Below are 15,338 nucleotides of genomic sequence, written 5' to 3'. Positions count from 1 at the left end.
TACTGGAGGTCATAGACTTTTACTAGTTTAACCAAATCTCGTGCCAAGGTCGAAACATTGCAGGATACATAAACCATTTTTTCTGGAACATAGGTCAGAATGATATCCAGTAGCTTATCATCTAAGCCTGTACGAGGAGGATCGACTATCAAGGCATCCGCTCGGTAGCCATCACATTAGAACATAAAAGAGAGGTTGAACCTCTCTAAATTTATTTTTCTTCACTCATTTTTGATTTTACTTCATCATAAGATAGTGCATGGGATTCCTCTTCTACTGTCTCAGGCATTTTTCCTGTTTCGTAAAGAGATTTAATCTGTGTACTATCTAATGTTTCGTATTTCAACAATGCTTCTGCAATCAACTTATGAGTTTCACGATTTGATTGGATGATTTCAGCTGCTTTGTTTCGTGCCTCATTTAATAATGAACGAACTTCCTCATCAATCTCATAAGCTGTTTGTTCTGAAATTGATTTTTGAGGACTTTGTGCACCAAACATAGCATGATTACCCTCATACTGAACTGGGCCTAGTTTTTCACTCATACCGTATTCAGTGACCATTGCACGCGCCATCTGAGTAGCCTGTTCAAAGTCATTTGAAGCTCCTGTCGTTTGGACATTAAAGATAATTTCCTCAGCAACACGACCACCCATCAATCCTGCTAATTGCTCTTTCATATCTTCTTTAGATAGAAGCATTTGATCTTCCTTAGGAAGTGCAATCATGTAACCACCTGCACGGCCACGTGGTACGATAGTCACTTTATGAACAACACGGGCATTCGATAAAACTAGACCAACAATGGTATGTCCAGCCTCATGGTAGGCAACCAATTCACGTTCTTTTTGTGAAACTGTCTTATCTTTCTTAGAAGGTCCAGCAATAACCCTATCTTCTGCTTCATCAATATCTGAAGCATCAATAACTGACTTGTTGCGACGGGCTGCAACCAAGGCTGCCTCGTTTAGAACATTTTCCAAGTCAGCACCAACAAAACCTGGAGTTTGTTGGGCAACTAATTTCAAATCAACATCTTCTGCTAGAGGTTTGTTTTTAGCGTGAACTTTCAAGATTGCTTCACGACCTTTAACATCAGGGCGACCAACCAAGACTTTTCTATCAAAACGTCCTGGGCGGAGAAGAGCTGGATCAAGAACATCTGAACGGTTTGTCGCAGCGATAACGATAATTCCTTCATTACCCTCAAAACCATCCATTTCAATTAAGAGCTGGTTCAAGGTTTGCTCACGTTCATCATTTCCTCCACCGAGACCAACTCCACGTTGGCGACCAACAGCATCAATTTCATCGATAAAGATAATGGCTGGTGCTGCTTTTTTAGCATCCTCAAAAAGAGAACGAACACGACTTGCGCCAACTCCGACAAACATTTCTACAAAGTCAGATCCTGAAATGCTAAAGAATGGAACGCCTGCTTCTCCGGCAACCGCCTTAGCAAGCAAAGTCTTACCTGTTCCCGGAGGTCCCTCTAAAAGAACACCCGCAGGAATACGCGCACCAAGTTTGGTAAATCTTTTTGGATCTTTTAGGAATTCAACAACTTCTACTAATTCTTGTTTTTCTTCCTCAGCACCTGCAACATCTGAGAATCGTACCTTGATATCTTCTTTGTTAGCAGCCTTGGCCTTGCTACGTCCAAAACTCATTGGATTTCGGCCACTATTTCCTCCCATATTTCCCATCATAGAGAATAGGAAGAATAAGAGAATAGCAAACGGCACAACAGAGACAAGGATATTGATCCACATACCGCTTGAACTCTCATGTTTGACTGTTACTTCTGCCTGATGTTCAGAAGCAAGTTTTTGCAATTCTGAAACTGTTGAATCAGACGGAAGAATAGTACTTGAGAATCTTTCTACTGTTGTAGCAGTAGGAGTGAAAAATTGAATTCCTGTTTCTTCCTTACTAGTCTTAGGATTTTTATAAACACCAGACACTTCAATGATGCTACCATTTGGCTGATAGGTTAATTCTTTTACATTGTCTGCAGTAATTTCTTTTACCAGTTCTGTATAGTTAATTTTTTCGCTTCGCCCAGCAGTATTTCCAGAGTAAAAATACTGGAATCCTGTCACTAGGAAGAAGATAATTAACAAGTAGAGAAATGGGTTTCTAACTAAACCATTATTTTGTTTTTTCATTAAAGATAAATCTTTCTAATTTGAATAAACTTCTTCTTTCAATACTCCAACATAAGGAAGGTTACGATAATTTTCTTTATAATCTAGACCATAACCTACCACAAACTCATTTGGAATAGTAAAGCAAGTATAATCCGCTTCAATTTCAACAACACGTCCCTCTGGTTTGTCCAACAAAGTCGCGATTTTAACAGAAGCTGCTTCTCTTGCAATAAACATATCTCGCAGATTTTTCAAAGTTTGACCTGTATCGATGATATCTTCTACAAATAGAATATGTCTTCCTTTGATATCTTGAGTTACGTCTTGCTTGATATTGATGACACCACTACTTGCAGTTCCACCATGGTAGCTAGATACCATCATAAAGTCCATCTCAATATGTGTATCAATATGTTTGACCAACTCAGCCATAAAAGGAATCGATCCTTTCAAAATTCCAACAAGAATTGGATTTTTTCCATCATAGTCTTTGGTTAATTGTTTACCTAGCTTTTTAGCTGCTTCTATAATTTCATCATGTGAAATGAGGATTTTTTTAATATCGTGTTCTAACATCTTTTTACCTATCTATTTTTTCTATATAAAGTACAGTGTTCATTATATCATTTTTCGTGTTTTTACTCAAATCACTGGTCGCAATTCCCAAAATTGAGACAATTTCTCCAAATTGCTCAATAATAGGAGTTGTTTTTCGTTTTTCAATAGGGATTTTCAAATCTATATACAAACGCCTCAGTTTCTTTCGATGACCATTCAGCCTAATAACATCACCAGGTTTTCGATATCTAATGTGTACAGATGTTTCTCGTGAAACCGTTACTCTTTGAACAGACTTCCCTTCAATAGGAATACCAAAAGAAAATAGATACCCCATATATCGAACTTGATTTTGATAGTGTAACACAAGTTCATCTTCCTTTTCATCAGCCTGAGGACTGATTTTGCAAACTCTAAACTTTTGATACTCTTTTATCAATTCATAACCATTTTTCAATGGATGACGATACTGGCTTTTCCTTGCTAAAATCTGTCGAACTTCATCAAACTGAGACTTCGTAAGATTTAAGTCTGGGAATTGATTGAGATAGTTCTGGAGCAAGACCCCTTGAGTTTGTTCTGAGTATGAAAAGAGCTCATTCAAATCTTCTACATCAATCTGTTCAGAAAGCTCCGTTATGGTTGCTTGGTAATCTGAAACTTCCATTCCAAAATCTAAAAGGGCGGATTTAAGACGAGGATTTTCTTTTTCAAGTTCTGGTAAATACCTATTCCGAATACGATTGCGAAAATAGCTGTTCTCACGATTTGTTTGATCTTCGAAATGAAAAATTGGTGGGAAGTCTGTTTTATGAAAATGCAACAAGGGACGGATGATTTCAATATCATCAACTACTTGACTTTCTTTTATCCCTGTTAAATGGCGTAACCGACTTCCTCGAATCAAGCGCATCAAAATCGTTTCAACTTGATCATCTGCATGGTGGGCAGTGACCAAGGCAGTTGCTCCAACCTCTTTCATGATTTTCCTAAAAAAATCATAACGAAACTCTCGAGCACGCGCTTCTGAAAAGTCTCCTGAAAAGCTTGTGATATAAATAGGAAATTCAGCTGCATCAGCTAACTTCCTTAGTTCATTTTCCTCCCAATCAGATTCCCTTCTCTGCTTGTGATTGACATGTGCTAAAATCAACTCAATTCCCAACTCATTTTGATAAGTAGACAATAGCTGGAATAAAAACATTGAATCCAGTCCGCCAGACAAAGCTAACACGACTTTCGAATGTTTTTTGAAATACTCTTTTCGGAGAAAATGATTTAAAAAATCCTGTTCCCTCATTTTAGAACCTCATAGACATCCTTAGCTATCTTAGCAATAGTATCATAATCAGAATTTTTGGTGAAAATGGAAAGAACGAAAGGAGAATCCGTATAAACAATCGCAGTGTCATGTTTAAACTCGTCGGCATCTCCAATTTTATGAGCTAGCTTAACCGAAACACCTTTAGCAATTCTTTGGTTGTCAAAATCAGTCTTACCTAGAGACTCTAAGACAAAACCATTCTGATTATAGATAGCTTCCATGACCTTTCCAGCCATTTTTGAAGAAGTCAGTTTATCATTCACATCCCAATCTTCACCCATAATAGTGGACATTTTTTCTTTAAAAGCCCCGTCAGATTGATTGGTCACGTAATAACCTAAAATATTATGAGCAACATTATCAGACTCTTTTGTTACCTTGGTAATTAACTGTTGAAGACTGTATTCTTTGTTATCTTCTTTTTTAGGTAAGCTACCACTACCTTCTGGTTTATAGGACCCAGGGAAACTATTTACTTCCGGGACATACTTGAAGCTACTGTCTAGCGTATACTCTCCTTGATTTATCTTATCTTGAGCATAATAAAGATAGGCTAGTTTCAAGATGCTAGCTGCATAAAGTTTGCTGTCTTCATTCACCCCAGCCTCTTTACCTGTACTCAGTTGTTTAACATAAATAGAATAATTTTCGTTCTGATAGTTGTTTGATAAAACTTCTTGAACCTTCTGGATGCGATTGTCTTCTTCCGAGACGAACTCTTTTGATACCCACCCAATTTGATCAATATGAAGAAATTCTTGTCCCTCAGCAAAGAGGGTTCTATCCACTGTTACGCGTTGATAGGGAGAGAGGAATGAAGAAATTTCTTTAGTGTCATAAGGGCTGTTATAGATAACAAACCCCTGCTCCAACCATACTTGTCTATTTTGAGTTTGAACTTGACTTTGATCATAGACCAACCGCTTATCTGCAAGGATAAACTGATGATTATCTAATTTAAAAACAGGAACACCTTGTCTATTCAAACGCCATTCTACTATTTTAAAGGTGGTTCCAGGAGTCAATTTACCAGACTCCTTGACAAGATCCTCATTAGCATAGACAGCTGTCTCTCCATATACCATTGGGGATTCCAGAGTTTCTTTATAGTAGAATCCATAATCAGACTCAGTTAGATAATAAATTTCTTTTGAAGAGTAAGGAAGCTGTTTTTCTGTGCTAACTACTCTTGAGGTTATGATAAAAGCAGGTAGCAATAAAACTACTAAGAACTTACGCATTCTTCTCTTCCCTTTCTTCTTGTAATCGTAATAAATGGTTTTTAGTTGCCAATTCCTCTAATTTTTCATCTGATAAACTTAGAAATTGCTCAACAACTTCCAATAAATTTTCCATGACATTACCTCGGAAGCAAATCAGGAATTGTGTAAATTGCTTCTCGTTTCTTTGAGTAATAGTACTTGGCGCGCGCATATTTTGCTACATAGTCTTCATCTTTCAACTTTGCAGCAAAGGCGGATTCCTTATCCTTTTCATCACTAAGAGTTTGGTACTGCTCTTTCAACTCTGTCAATTGCTGACGGCGTTGCAGTAACTGATCATAGCTTTGGGCCAAGTTATAAGTTGGTAAAATAAACAACAAGATCATCAAAATAAGGACCCAACCCATAAAACGATTCCTCTTTTGTCTCTCCTTCATCAGGTAACGACGACGTTGATGTTCATTTTGAATAAAAGAATTATTCATCTGTACAATATTTTTAGACATTTTCTTCTACCCGTGTTTCACTGAGAATTTCATACATACCTACTGCATCTTCTTTTTTTGTACTATCTTTCATTTCTAGTACTTTAACAAGCAACAACTTATTTCCAAAGCGAATTTCAACTTGGTCATCAACTTTCAAATCCGTTGAACTTTTGGCCAAGATTCCGTTCACCTTGATTCTACCTTTATCTGCTACTTCTTTTGCGACTGTGCGGCGCTTAATAATTCGTGATACTTTTAAATACTTGTCTAATCTCATTTTTATTACCTCAAATTATTATTGTACCATTTTTATCCTTTTTATAGAAGAAAAATGTTAAATGGGATTTGCTTCCTTTGATTCTTTTATCTCAAATAAACTTTCTCCAAAAATCAGCAAACCTTCTAAAATTTCATAATCCTTCTTGTTTCGGACATCGAATACAACTTCCATTACTCCCTTATTCTCAGCTATAGCTGCTTTTAAGTTCGTTGCGGATAAGGCTTTAAAATAATCTTGAGCCAAGAATAGTCGTTGAGTGACTTTTTCAAATTGAACTGTAATCTTATTTTCTTTTCTTTCCACACGTTCTACAAATACCTTGTCAAAATATGACTTAACCAAACCAATCTCTAAAAGGTATGCTACTACGTCTGGGTATTCTCCAAAGCGATCCATCAACTCTTCTTGTAGTTCTTCATAGTTGACACGATTGTCAATTTGACGAATTTTCTTGTAAATTTCAATCTTATGTCGTTGGTCAGAAATATAAGTATCAGGAAGATAAGCATCAATTTGTAAAATCAACTCAGCATTTCCTTTGATTCTTTTATTCCCATTACCGTTCCGTTTAGCAATAGCTTCCTCTAATAACTGTGAATACAATTCAAAACCAACAGAATCAATGAAACCAGACTGCGATTTTCCTAGGAGATTTCCTGCTCCACGAATCGAAAGATCTCGCATCGCAATCTTAAATCCAGAGCCCAATTCTGTAAATCCCTTAATCGCTTCTAATCTCTTCTCAGAAACTTCACTAATTGATTTTTCTGGACGATACATGAGATAAGCATAAGCAATACGATTACTACGACCGACTCTTCCTCTTAATTGATACAAAGTTGACAAACCCATATGGTCTGCATTTTCAATAAATAAGGTATTGGCATTTGGAATATCAACCCCTGTCTCAATAATAGTAGTTGTCACCAAAATATCATACTGACCTTCAATAAAGTCCAATAAAGTATTTTCCAACTGAATTTCACTCATTTGTCCATGAACATACCCAATCGAAGCCTCTGGAATCAACTCCTGTAATTCTGAAACCTTCTGGTCAATCGTGTCAACCTTATTGTAAAGATAGTAAATTTGACCTCCACGCTCCATTTCACGCAAGACAGCATCACGAATGACACTATCATTCTTCTCTAATACATAGGTTTGAACAGGATAGCGATTGGTTGGAGGAGTTTCAATAACAGACAAATCTCGGATTCCCAGCATAGACATGTGGAGAGTACGAGGGATTGGCGTTGCTGTCAAGGTTAGAACATCTACTTGTTTTTTCAGTTCTTTCAAAGTTTCCTTATGCTTAACACCGAATCGTTGTTCCTCATCAATAATCATCAATCCCAAATCTGAAAACACAACATCTTTTGACAAAACACGATGCGTTCCAATCAAAATATCGACTTGACCATTCTTTAGTTTTTCAAGTGTTTCTGCCTGCTCTTTTTTACTTCTAAAGCGACTCAACACATCAATATTAACAGCAAAATTTTGGAATCGTTCCTTAAAATTCGTATAGTGCTGTTGCGCTAAAACCGTCGTTGGAACTAGAACGACCACCTGTTTGTGATCATTGACTGCCTTAAAAGCAGCACGCATTGCTACTTCAGTCTTCCCAAAACCAACATCTCCAACCAAAAGTCGATCCATGGGGTGAGAATCCTGCATATCTCTCTTGATTTCCTCAATACTACGAAGTTGATCATCCGTTTCAACGTAAGGGAAAGCATCATCAAAATCATGTTGCTCATCATCATCAGCTGAGAAAGCAAACCCCTTCAACTGACTACGCACAGAATAAAGCTTGATTAAATCGTCAGCTATATCCTCTACTTGGTTCTTAACTTTTTGCTTGGCCTTTTTGAAATGACCATCATTTAATTTATTAAGTTTTGGCGCTTTCCCATCACTTGAAACATATTTAGACAGTAACTGAATCTGCTCTACTGGGATGGAGATTTGGTCACCATTTTGATACTGTACACTGACATAATCACGGTGAATACCTTGGATTTCAATTGTTTCGATTCCTAAATATTGACCAATTCCATGGATATGGTGAACAACGTAGTCCCCTTTTTCAAGTTCATTATAATCTTTTAATCGCTCTGCATTTGAAGCATGTTGTCTTCTAAACCGACGTTTTAATTTCTTTTGAAAAATCTCATGTTCAGTAATCAAGAGAATTTTTTCATCTACAAAATGAAAACCATGTCTTAGATTACCCTCAATCAAGTTTACAGATTCTTTACAGATACTTGACTTATCTCTGGAATCCAATTTGATCTGATATTCCTCTAAAACATCCTCCAACGTCTTACTTCCCATTGAATTGCTAGACTGCAAAATAATAGTGTAGTCCATTTTTTTGTATCGCTCAATTTCTCCTTTTAAAAATGAAAATTGATTGAAAAACTCTTGCATGGGGTATTGATTAAATTGATAAATGTGATCAAACTTAAGATTTCCTAAGCCCTTTTGCAGATTGGAGAAAAAGGTAACTGGACTTTGTTTTTTATAGGTTTGCTCTGTATCTGCAAAATACTGCATCCCAGAAAATGATTTACCATTCTGTAAATCTTCTGTAAAGTATTGTGCTAATTCTCTTTCAAAGGATTCATACTGATTCATCAATTTTTGATAGTCATCAAAGAATACTGGTGTATCTTTTTCAATATAATCAAATACAGTCCATGTTTTATCGTAACATAAGGACAAAAACTTTCGACTATCTGAATGTACTTGTTTTTGATGAAAACTTGACAAAATCTCTTCCAAATATGATTTTAAAATTGGTGATAGAGTCTTTGAAATTTGCTTTTCTAAAGCTGACTGTCCTCGTTGATAATCTTTTTCTCTCAAAAGTATGTCGCTAGCTGGAAAGATAGTGAGGTTTGTCTGATTTTCTTTCGATAATTGTGTTTCGACTTCAAAAGTACGAATACCATCTACTTCATCGCCAAAAAACTCGATTCGGAAAGGTTCTAACTGAGACATCTCAAAAATATCTAAAATATCTCCTCGAATACTAAACTCACCTTGTGTCTGTACTTGAGTAACTTTTCGATATCCAATTTCCTTTAACCGGTGAAGTAGCTCGTGTTGGTCATATTCTTCGCCAACTGCAATTTTTATAGTACTTTCTTTAAATCTAGTCGGAGAGGGTAAAATTAACCTACTCGCTGCGATATTACAAACTAAAATCCCTTTCTTAGACGGATCACTCAAAAAACGCAAGGCTTCAACCCGCGAAATGATTTTTTCTTGCGAAGACATCAAAAACTCTACCATAGGAGAGTCATCTACTAAAAATGGATAGACAAATTCCTCTCCTAAGAGAGAAAGAAGATCACTGATAATTCGTTCTGCTTCTCCATAAGTCGAGGTCAGTAACACAACCTTATTTTCTTTTTCTAGGCTGCTTGCAATTGCAAGAGCCTTAGTAGACGTTGATAAACCAAGTATTAGTTGTCTTTTCTTATCTATCAGATTTTGATGCCATTTTTCTATCTGATTATTTTCTGAGAATAAATCTAATAAAGTCACCATTTATCCATTATACCTCTGCATTGTTTTCTCAAAGTTTTTCTCTTGTAAATAGTAGTTTACAGCATCGTCAACCTTGTCAATAGACTGTAAAATACCCACATAGTCATCCTGTTCAAACTTACTTAAAACATGATGAACAACCGACATGCCTTTTTTAGGTCTTCCAATACCTATTTTAATACGGTTAAATACCTGAGTCCCTATATGTTGAATAATAGACTTGATACCATTATGCCCACCTGCTGAGCCCTTTGCTCTTAAACGAATTTTCCCGACTTCCATGTCAAGGTCGTCGTAAATAACGAGTAAATCTTCAATATCCAAACCATAGTAAGTCAATAAAGCATGAACCGCTTTTCCACTTTCATTCATAAATGTTGTTGGTTTGACCAGATAAATTTTTTCTCCATTGAAGAAAAAAGATGCTAGATCAGCTTGAAATATCTTGTCATGTGTAAAGGTGACATTTTGTTTTTTAGCTAGTTGGTCAATCAACATAAATCCAACGTTGTGCTTGGTTTCAAAATATTTATCCCCTGGATTTCCTAATCCAACAAGTAATTTAGTCATTTATTTTCCTTTCAAAAGCCAAAAGGGTTGGAATTTTTTTTCCAACCTAATTGACACTATTTATTAAATGTTATTAAACATTAAAGCGGAATTCCATGATATCGCCATCTTGAACGATATATTCTTTTCCTTCTTCACGCAAACGCCCAGCTTCTTTTACAGCCTTTTCAGATCCATATTTCACTAGATCCTCATATGACATTGTTACTGCACGAATAAACCCTTTTTCAAAGTCTGAGTGGATAATACCAGCTGCTTGAGGAGCTTTCATCCCTCGCTTAAAGGTCCAAGCACGGACTTCTTTTTCACCAGCTGTGAAGTAAGTTCCAAGCCCAAGCAAGTGATAAGCTGCACGAGTCAACTTGTCAACGCCTGATTCAGTCAAACCAAGTGCTTCAAGAAACTCTTGCTTATCCTCATCGTCTAACTCAGAAATTTCTTCCTCAGCACGCGCAGAAATAACTACCACCTCAGCATTTTCTGTCGCTGCAAATTCTCGAATTTGCTTCACATAGTCGATAGAATCTGGATCTGAAACTACATCTTCATCCACATTAGCAACATAAAGAACTGGTTTAGTAGTCAAAAGGAAAAGACCCTTAACAACTTTTTGTTCCTCATCTGTGAATTCAATGGTACGAGCTGATTTTCCATCTTCAAGAACTGGTTTAATTTTTTGAAGAATGTTAAACTCTGCTACTGATTCTTTATCTTTTTGCGTACGTGCCATCTTTTCTACACGCGCATAGCGCTTATTGACTGATTCTAAATCAGCAAGAATCAACTCCAGGTTAATGGTATCAATATCTGCAAGTGGATCCACAAAGGCGTCTTCACGTCCTTGCTCACGCATAACATTTTCATCATCAAAAGCACGAACTACATGAACAATCGCGTCTACTTCACGAATATTGGCCAAGAATTTATTACCTAGACCTTCTCCTTTTGATGCTCCTTTTACAATCCCTGCAATATCTGTAAATTCAAAGGTTGTTGGGACTGTCTTTTTAGGTGTAATCATTTCTGTTAGTTTTTGTAGGCGTTCATCTGGAACTTCCACCATCCCAACGTTTGGATCAATAGTCGCAAATGGGTAGTTTGCCGCCTCTGCTCCTGCTTTTGTAATTGCATTAAAAAGGGTTGATTTACCAACGTTTGGCAAACCAACGATGCCTGCTGTTAAAGCCATAGTTTCTCATTCTCCGTTCTCATTTCAATCCCTAACATTATAACACAAAAAGGGAAAACTTGCTAACCCTCTAACTAAGGGTTCTTAGTCAATAATCTTATTCATTTTTCGTTCAAAATCATAGCGACTCATCATGACAAGGTGGTCACAATTGCTACACTTTATTTTGATATCTGCCCCTACACGTGTAATTTCCCAACGATTAGCCTTTTTGCCTGTTGACTTGATGGTACAAGCGTGTGGTTTTTTCATCTCAACAAAATTTCCAACTTGATACATACTACTCTCCTTTTCTTTTTTGATTATATCATAAAAGAGGCGAGCCAGGCTCAACCTCTTTCACTTAATTTGTTCGAACTGGTGTGATAAGCTGCATGAAATCTTCGTCAGTATCTGCTGGCACAAGAGTAAATGGACGAACTGATGAGATAAAGCTAATGGTCACCTTCTCGCTATTTAAAGCCTTGAGGGAATCAATCAAGTAAGTTGGGTTAAAACTAATAGTCAAATCATCACCAGTCACATGCTCCGTATCGATTTCTTCGTTTACTTTACCAACTTCTGGAGAGTGAACATGGGCGCTAACAACCCCACCTTTAATTTCAAGCTTCACAGTACCATTTTGAGTCGCACTTGATAAGAGACGTGCACGTTCCATAGATTGACGTAAATTAACAACATCAAAAGTAATTGTAGTGTTAAAGTCTGTTGGAATCAAGCGATCTGTATCAGGATAATTACCTTCTAGTAGACGAGTGTAGAAGCTAATATTTTCGCTTCTAAAGAGGATTTGATTATTTGCAAAGAAAATCTCTACAGTTTCAATATCATCTGTAAATACAGCTGAAAATTCGCGTAGAGAACGACTAGGAATTACCACATCGAAATCATCACCATTTTTTTCAAGAGTCAATTTCTTCTGGCTAAGGCGATGAGAGTCTGTCGCAACTGTTTTTAGTTCCTTGTGTTGGCTCAAAACAAAATGGACACCAGTCAAAATTGGACGACTTTCTTGCGTACTTGCAGCAAATGCTGTTTCATTGATAATTTTCTTGAGTAGTTTGGTTTCAAGAACCAAAGGTGTGCTTGCTGAAATTTCTTGAATTCGTGGGTACTGTTCGCTATCTTTTCCTTTTAGAGTAATTTCTGATTTGCCACTTGTTAAGACAATTTGTTTTTGTTCAATCTCTTTAAAATCTAGCGTTACATCTGGAAGACTAGATACCACATTGATAAAGAAAGAAGCTTCAAGAAGAATCGAACCCAAAGAAGTAATCAAGAGACCAGCATCTTCATTCTTTTGAGAAATGAAATTCTCAATAGAAATTTGACCGTTTGATCCAATTAAAGTAATTCCTTCATTTGTAACGTCAATTTTGATTGTTGATAAAATTGGAATAGCATTTTTAGAGCTTATTGCTCGTTTTGTAGTATTTAAAGCTTGTAGAAATAAATTTTTATTAATTGAAAAATGAATCATGGATTCTCCTTTATTTATTTTTAGTATTAGAAAGTTAATAGTAATAATAGAGTGTGTGAATTCTGTGGAAAACTGAGTGCTATTTAGTAAACTTAAGCTCCTAAGCTTGTTTAAAAAATGTGGATAAAAAAGATAAGAAATAAAAAGTTATCCACAAGCTACTTAATTTTCTTTTTGATTGCTTCTATTTCTAAACGTAAATTATCGTCTTCGTCAATCAATGATTTGATTTTAGCATGGGCATGAATAACGGTGGTGTGATCCTTTCCGCCAAATTCTTTTCCGATTTTTGGAAGACTGTTATCTGTCAATTCTCTAGCTAGATACATAGCAACTTGACGCGCTAAAACGATGTTTTGAACTCGTCTCGTCCCCTTCATTTCTTTGACACTCACTCCATAAAAATTACCAACTTCAGTTTGGATTTTCTCAATTGGAATAACAAGTATCTGGCGGGCGTCTTGCTTACGTGCTCTAATAGCTTCCGCAGCAATATCAATAGTAATATCCTTAATCTTCTTCACTCTGGCAATTAAGGTGATATCGTTGATTGCTCCTTCCAATTCTCGAACATTTGAATCAAATTGGCCAGCCAAGTATTCCAGAGTATCACTTTGGAAATGGTAATCCAAGTGCTCTGTTTTACTTTGAAGAATGGCGATACGTGTCTCAAAGTCAGGAGGAGTGATATTTTGCGTCAATCCCCAGCTAAAGCGTGTGACAAGTCTCTCTTCAAGTCCTTCTAGGTGTTTAGGACTTCGATCACTGGTTAGGACAATCTGTTTCTGCTTATCATGAAGAGCATTGAAGGTATTGAAAAATTCTTCCTGGGTCGCGACTTTTTTGCCACTGAGAGATTGGATATCATCGATCAATAAGAGATCAAGGCTACGGTAAGTTTTTTTGAACTTTTCCATTTCCCCAAGTCGCAAGTGTTCAAGAAAGTCATTGATAAAGCTTTCGGCAGGAATGTACTTGACACGCGCATCAGGAATATTTTTCAAAATCTCATTTCCAATCGCATTGAGCAAGTGAGTCTTTCCAAGACCAGGTCCTCCATAGATGAAAAGAGGATTATAGGTCAGAGCTAAATCTTCAGATACAGCTAGTGCAGCTGACACCGCCCAAACATTCCCATCACCTTGAATAAAGTTATCAAAGGTATATTTTTCTTTTAACCCTGTTTCGGAATAGGGAATCGTTGGTAGTGCAGGCGTGTAATCGTAAGTAGAGACACTATTCGTATCATTTACTTGAGGAGATTCTGTACTCTGAGGTTTAGTGAAAATATAGTGAGGTTTGATTTCAGAATCATAAATTTCAAAACCAGCAGCAACAATAATATCTTTTAATTGCTTTTCCCACACCATTTCCATCTCTGATCTCGGTAGAAATATAGTAGCTGTGTTTTCTTCTACTTTGATGAGTTCAGCAGGTGTAGCATAGAAATCATACATAGATCGCGTCAATCTTTCTTGAGCAAATTCTAAAATACGATTCCAAAATTGCTTTTCTTTCAACTATTTTTCCTCCTTTACTATGATTTTAGTAGTTTAGTGCTAGACTTATTTTACCATAGATAGTAGGATTTTTCCACAGATTGGGGAAAAGAATCCACAATGTTAGCAGTATTTATCCACAGGTTGGGGATAAATAGAAAAATCCTTGATTTAGTAGGCTTTTTGATAAAAAAAATTGGTGGATAAATTTGTGGGTTGAGAAAATAAAACAACAGCCTTATTTCAGGCTGTTAATAATTCTATCGTATTCTTCTTGACTTGAAAAGGAGATAATAATCTTTCCAGTATCTTTTTTTGAAAGTTTAATTTCTACACTTAAACCGAGTAGTTTTTTTAATTGATTTTCTTCGTCTTTGATGAAAGAATCACTTTTTTTTTGCTTCTTGTGTTTTTTATCTGTAAGAAGTGCTTCTAACTTTCTCACAGAAATATCTTCATTTTTGATTAGTTGGAAGAAATAGTCTTGCTGCTCTTTATCCAAACCAACAAGTGAACGTGCATGCGCTTGAGAAATTTTTCCATTTTCTACTTCAGTTAAGATATATTCTGGTAGGGAAAGCAAACGAATAAAATTAGTGATATAAGGACGAGATTTCCCCATTTTATCTGCTATCTCAGTGTGAGTAAATCCTTTTTCTACTAAAGATTCGTAGGCGCGTGCTTCTTCAACAGGATTTAAATTTTCTCTCTGCAAATTCTCAATGATTGACTGAATCATCATTTCCTGATCTGAGAGGTGCTTTACAACGGCTGGAATAGAGGTCAGACCAGCCAAGAGAGAAGCTCGATATCGTCTCTCTCCTGCAAGGATTTCATAACCAATTACAGGAGATTGACGAACGATGATTGGTTGGATTAGCCCATTTTCTTTGATTGACTGAGCCAATTCCTTTAATTTTTCTACATCAAATTCTTTCCGAGGTTGGTAAGGATTCTTTTGTATTTCAGAGATAGAAATCATTTCAAATTTTTCCATGATTCTACACTAACATATCT

Annotated in this window: 14 protein-coding genes and 1 pseudogene; all 15 read right to left on the bottom strand. The window is 36.4% G+C overall.

What is annotated here, in order from left to right; genetic code table 11:
• Positions 1–173, bottom strand: a pseudogene (locus HMPREF2853_RS09630) (23S rRNA (uracil-5-)-methyltransferase RumA); the annotation flags it as partial.
• 38 nt (positions 174–211) lie between these two features.
• Positions 212–2,170, bottom strand: coding sequence for an ATP-dependent zinc metalloprotease FtsH (ftsH, locus tag HMPREF2853_RS02290; protein ID WP_007520986.1), 1,959 nt, complete (start codon positions 2,168–2,170; stop codon positions 212–214).
• A 15-nt stretch (positions 2,171–2,185) separates the two neighbouring features.
• The gene (hpt, locus tag HMPREF2853_RS02285; protein ID WP_070534697.1) at positions 2,186–2,728 is read right to left on the bottom strand and encodes a hypoxanthine phosphoribosyltransferase; all 543 of its coding nucleotides are present in this window, start codon (positions 2,726–2,728) and stop codon (positions 2,186–2,188) included.
• A gap of 4 nt (positions 2,729–2,732) precedes the next feature.
• Positions 2,733–4,010, bottom strand: a complete 1,278-nt coding sequence (gene tilS, locus HMPREF2853_RS02280) for a tRNA lysidine(34) synthetase TilS (protein WP_070534695.1) — start codon at positions 4,008–4,010, stop codon at positions 2,733–2,735.
• On the bottom strand, positions 4,007–5,275 hold the full coding sequence (locus HMPREF2853_RS02275; RefSeq protein ID WP_001224807.1) for a serine hydrolase: 1,269 nt from the start codon (positions 5,273–5,275) through the stop codon (positions 4,007–4,009). Before HMPREF2853_RS02275 ends, tilS begins: the two co-directional genes overlap by 4 nt.
• Entirely contained in the window at positions 5,268–5,390 is a 123-nt protein-coding gene (locus HMPREF2853_RS10030; RefSeq protein ID WP_000429344.1) for an SP_0009 family protein, read from the bottom strand. The genes HMPREF2853_RS02275 and HMPREF2853_RS10030 overlap by 8 nt, the downstream gene beginning before the upstream one ends.
• Before the next feature lie 4 nt (positions 5,391–5,394).
• Complete coding sequence (locus HMPREF2853_RS02265; RefSeq protein ID WP_000041922.1) at positions 5,395–5,763, bottom strand: septum formation initiator family protein; 369 nt, start codon at positions 5,761–5,763, stop codon at positions 5,395–5,397.
• Positions 5,756–6,022 carry an RNA-binding S4 domain-containing protein gene (locus HMPREF2853_RS02260; protein WP_001234976.1) on the bottom strand — a complete coding sequence of 89 codons (267 nt, stop codon included), beginning with the start codon at positions 6,020–6,022 and terminating at the stop codon, positions 5,756–5,758. Before HMPREF2853_RS02260 ends, HMPREF2853_RS02265 begins: the two co-directional genes overlap by 8 nt.
• 57 nt (positions 6,023–6,079) lie before the next feature.
• Complete coding sequence (gene mfd / locus HMPREF2853_RS02255; protein WP_070534693.1) at positions 6,080–9,583, bottom strand: transcription-repair coupling factor; 3,504 nt, start codon at positions 9,581–9,583, stop codon at positions 6,080–6,082.
• Positions 9,584–10,153 (bottom strand): aminoacyl-tRNA hydrolase, encoded by a 570-nt coding sequence (gene pth, locus HMPREF2853_RS02250; RefSeq protein WP_000163919.1) that lies wholly within the window; start codon positions 10,151–10,153, stop codon positions 9,584–9,586. It lies immediately after the preceding gene.
• 73 nt (positions 10,154–10,226) lie between these two features.
• Complete coding sequence (ychF, locus tag HMPREF2853_RS02245) at positions 10,227–11,342, bottom strand: redox-regulated ATPase YchF (protein ID WP_001218693.1); 1,116 nt, start codon at positions 11,340–11,342, stop codon at positions 10,227–10,229.
• Between the two features lie 84 nt (positions 11,343–11,426).
• Positions 11,427–11,621: a DUF951 domain-containing protein gene (locus HMPREF2853_RS02240; protein ID WP_000285184.1), complete on the bottom strand. Its 195-nt coding sequence runs from the start codon at positions 11,619–11,621 to the stop codon at positions 11,427–11,429.
• Positions 11,622–11,685: 64 nt separating this feature from the next.
• Positions 11,686–12,822: a DNA polymerase III subunit beta gene (gene dnaN / locus HMPREF2853_RS02235; protein WP_000581145.1), complete on the bottom strand. Its 1,137-nt coding sequence runs from the start codon at positions 12,820–12,822 to the stop codon at positions 11,686–11,688.
• Positions 12,823–12,980: 158 nt separating this feature from the next.
• The gene (dnaA, locus tag HMPREF2853_RS02230) at positions 12,981–14,342 is read right to left on the bottom strand and encodes a chromosomal replication initiator protein DnaA (RefSeq protein ID WP_000660630.1); all 1,362 of its coding nucleotides are present in this window, start codon (positions 14,340–14,342) and stop codon (positions 12,981–12,983) included.
• Between the two features lie 217 nt (positions 14,343–14,559).
• Positions 14,560–15,318 (bottom strand): ParB/RepB/Spo0J family partition protein, encoded by a 759-nt coding sequence (locus HMPREF2853_RS02225; RefSeq protein WP_002881154.1) that lies wholly within the window; start codon positions 15,316–15,318, stop codon positions 14,560–14,562.
• Between the last annotated feature and the right edge of the window lie 20 nt (positions 15,319–15,338).

Source organism: Streptococcus sp. HMSC077F03, assembly GCF_001812375.1.
Taxonomy (GTDB): Bacteria; Bacillota; Bacilli; order Lactobacillales; family Streptococcaceae; genus Streptococcus; species Streptococcus oralis_S.
The sequence above is the reverse complement of the archived record's forward strand: the minus strand, read 5'-3'. Positions and strand labels throughout refer to the sequence as shown.

Excerpts from the sequence above, each read along its gene's own strand:
- ftsH (WP_007520986.1), bottom strand. The coding sequence starts at position 2,170 with ATGAAAAAACAAAATAATGGTTTAGTTAGAAACCCATTTCTCTACTTG.
- hpt (WP_070534697.1), bottom strand. The coding sequence starts at position 2,728 with ATGTTAGAACACGATATTAAAAAAATCCTCATTTCACATGATGAAATT.
- tilS (WP_070534695.1), bottom strand. The coding sequence starts at position 4,010 with ATGAGGGAACAGGATTTTTTAAATCATTTTCTCCGAAAAGAGTATTTC.
- HMPREF2853_RS02275 (WP_001224807.1), bottom strand. The coding sequence starts at position 5,275 with ATGCGTAAGTTCTTAGTAGTTTTATTGCTACCTGCTTTTATCATAACC.
- HMPREF2853_RS10030 (WP_000429344.1), bottom strand. The coding sequence starts at position 5,390 with ATGGAAAATTTATTGGAAGTTGTTGAGCAATTTCTAAGTTTATCAGAT.
- HMPREF2853_RS02265 (WP_000041922.1), bottom strand. The coding sequence starts at position 5,763 with ATGTCTAAAAATATTGTACAGATGAATAATTCTTTTATTCAAAATGAA.
- HMPREF2853_RS02260 (WP_001234976.1), bottom strand. The coding sequence starts at position 6,022 with ATGAGATTAGACAAGTATTTAAAAGTATCACGAATTATTAAGCGCCGC.
- mfd (WP_070534693.1), bottom strand. The coding sequence starts at position 9,583 with ATGGTGACTTTATTAGATTTATTCTCAGAAAATAATCAGATAGAAAAA.
- pth (WP_000163919.1), bottom strand. The coding sequence starts at position 10,153 with ATGACTAAATTACTTGTTGGATTAGGAAATCCAGGGGATAAATATTTT.
- ychF (WP_001218693.1), bottom strand. The coding sequence starts at position 11,342 with ATGGCTTTAACAGCAGGCATCGTTGGTTTGCCAAACGTTGGTAAATCA.
- HMPREF2853_RS02240 (WP_000285184.1), bottom strand. The coding sequence starts at position 11,621 with ATGTATCAAGTTGGAAATTTTGTTGAGATGAAAAAACCACACGCTTGT.
- dnaN (WP_000581145.1), bottom strand. The coding sequence starts at position 12,822 with ATGATTCATTTTTCAATTAATAAAAATTTATTTCTACAAGCTTTAAAT.
- HMPREF2853_RS02225 (WP_002881154.1), bottom strand. The coding sequence starts at position 15,318 with ATGGAAAAATTTGAAATGATTTCTATCTCTGAAATACAAAAGAATCCT.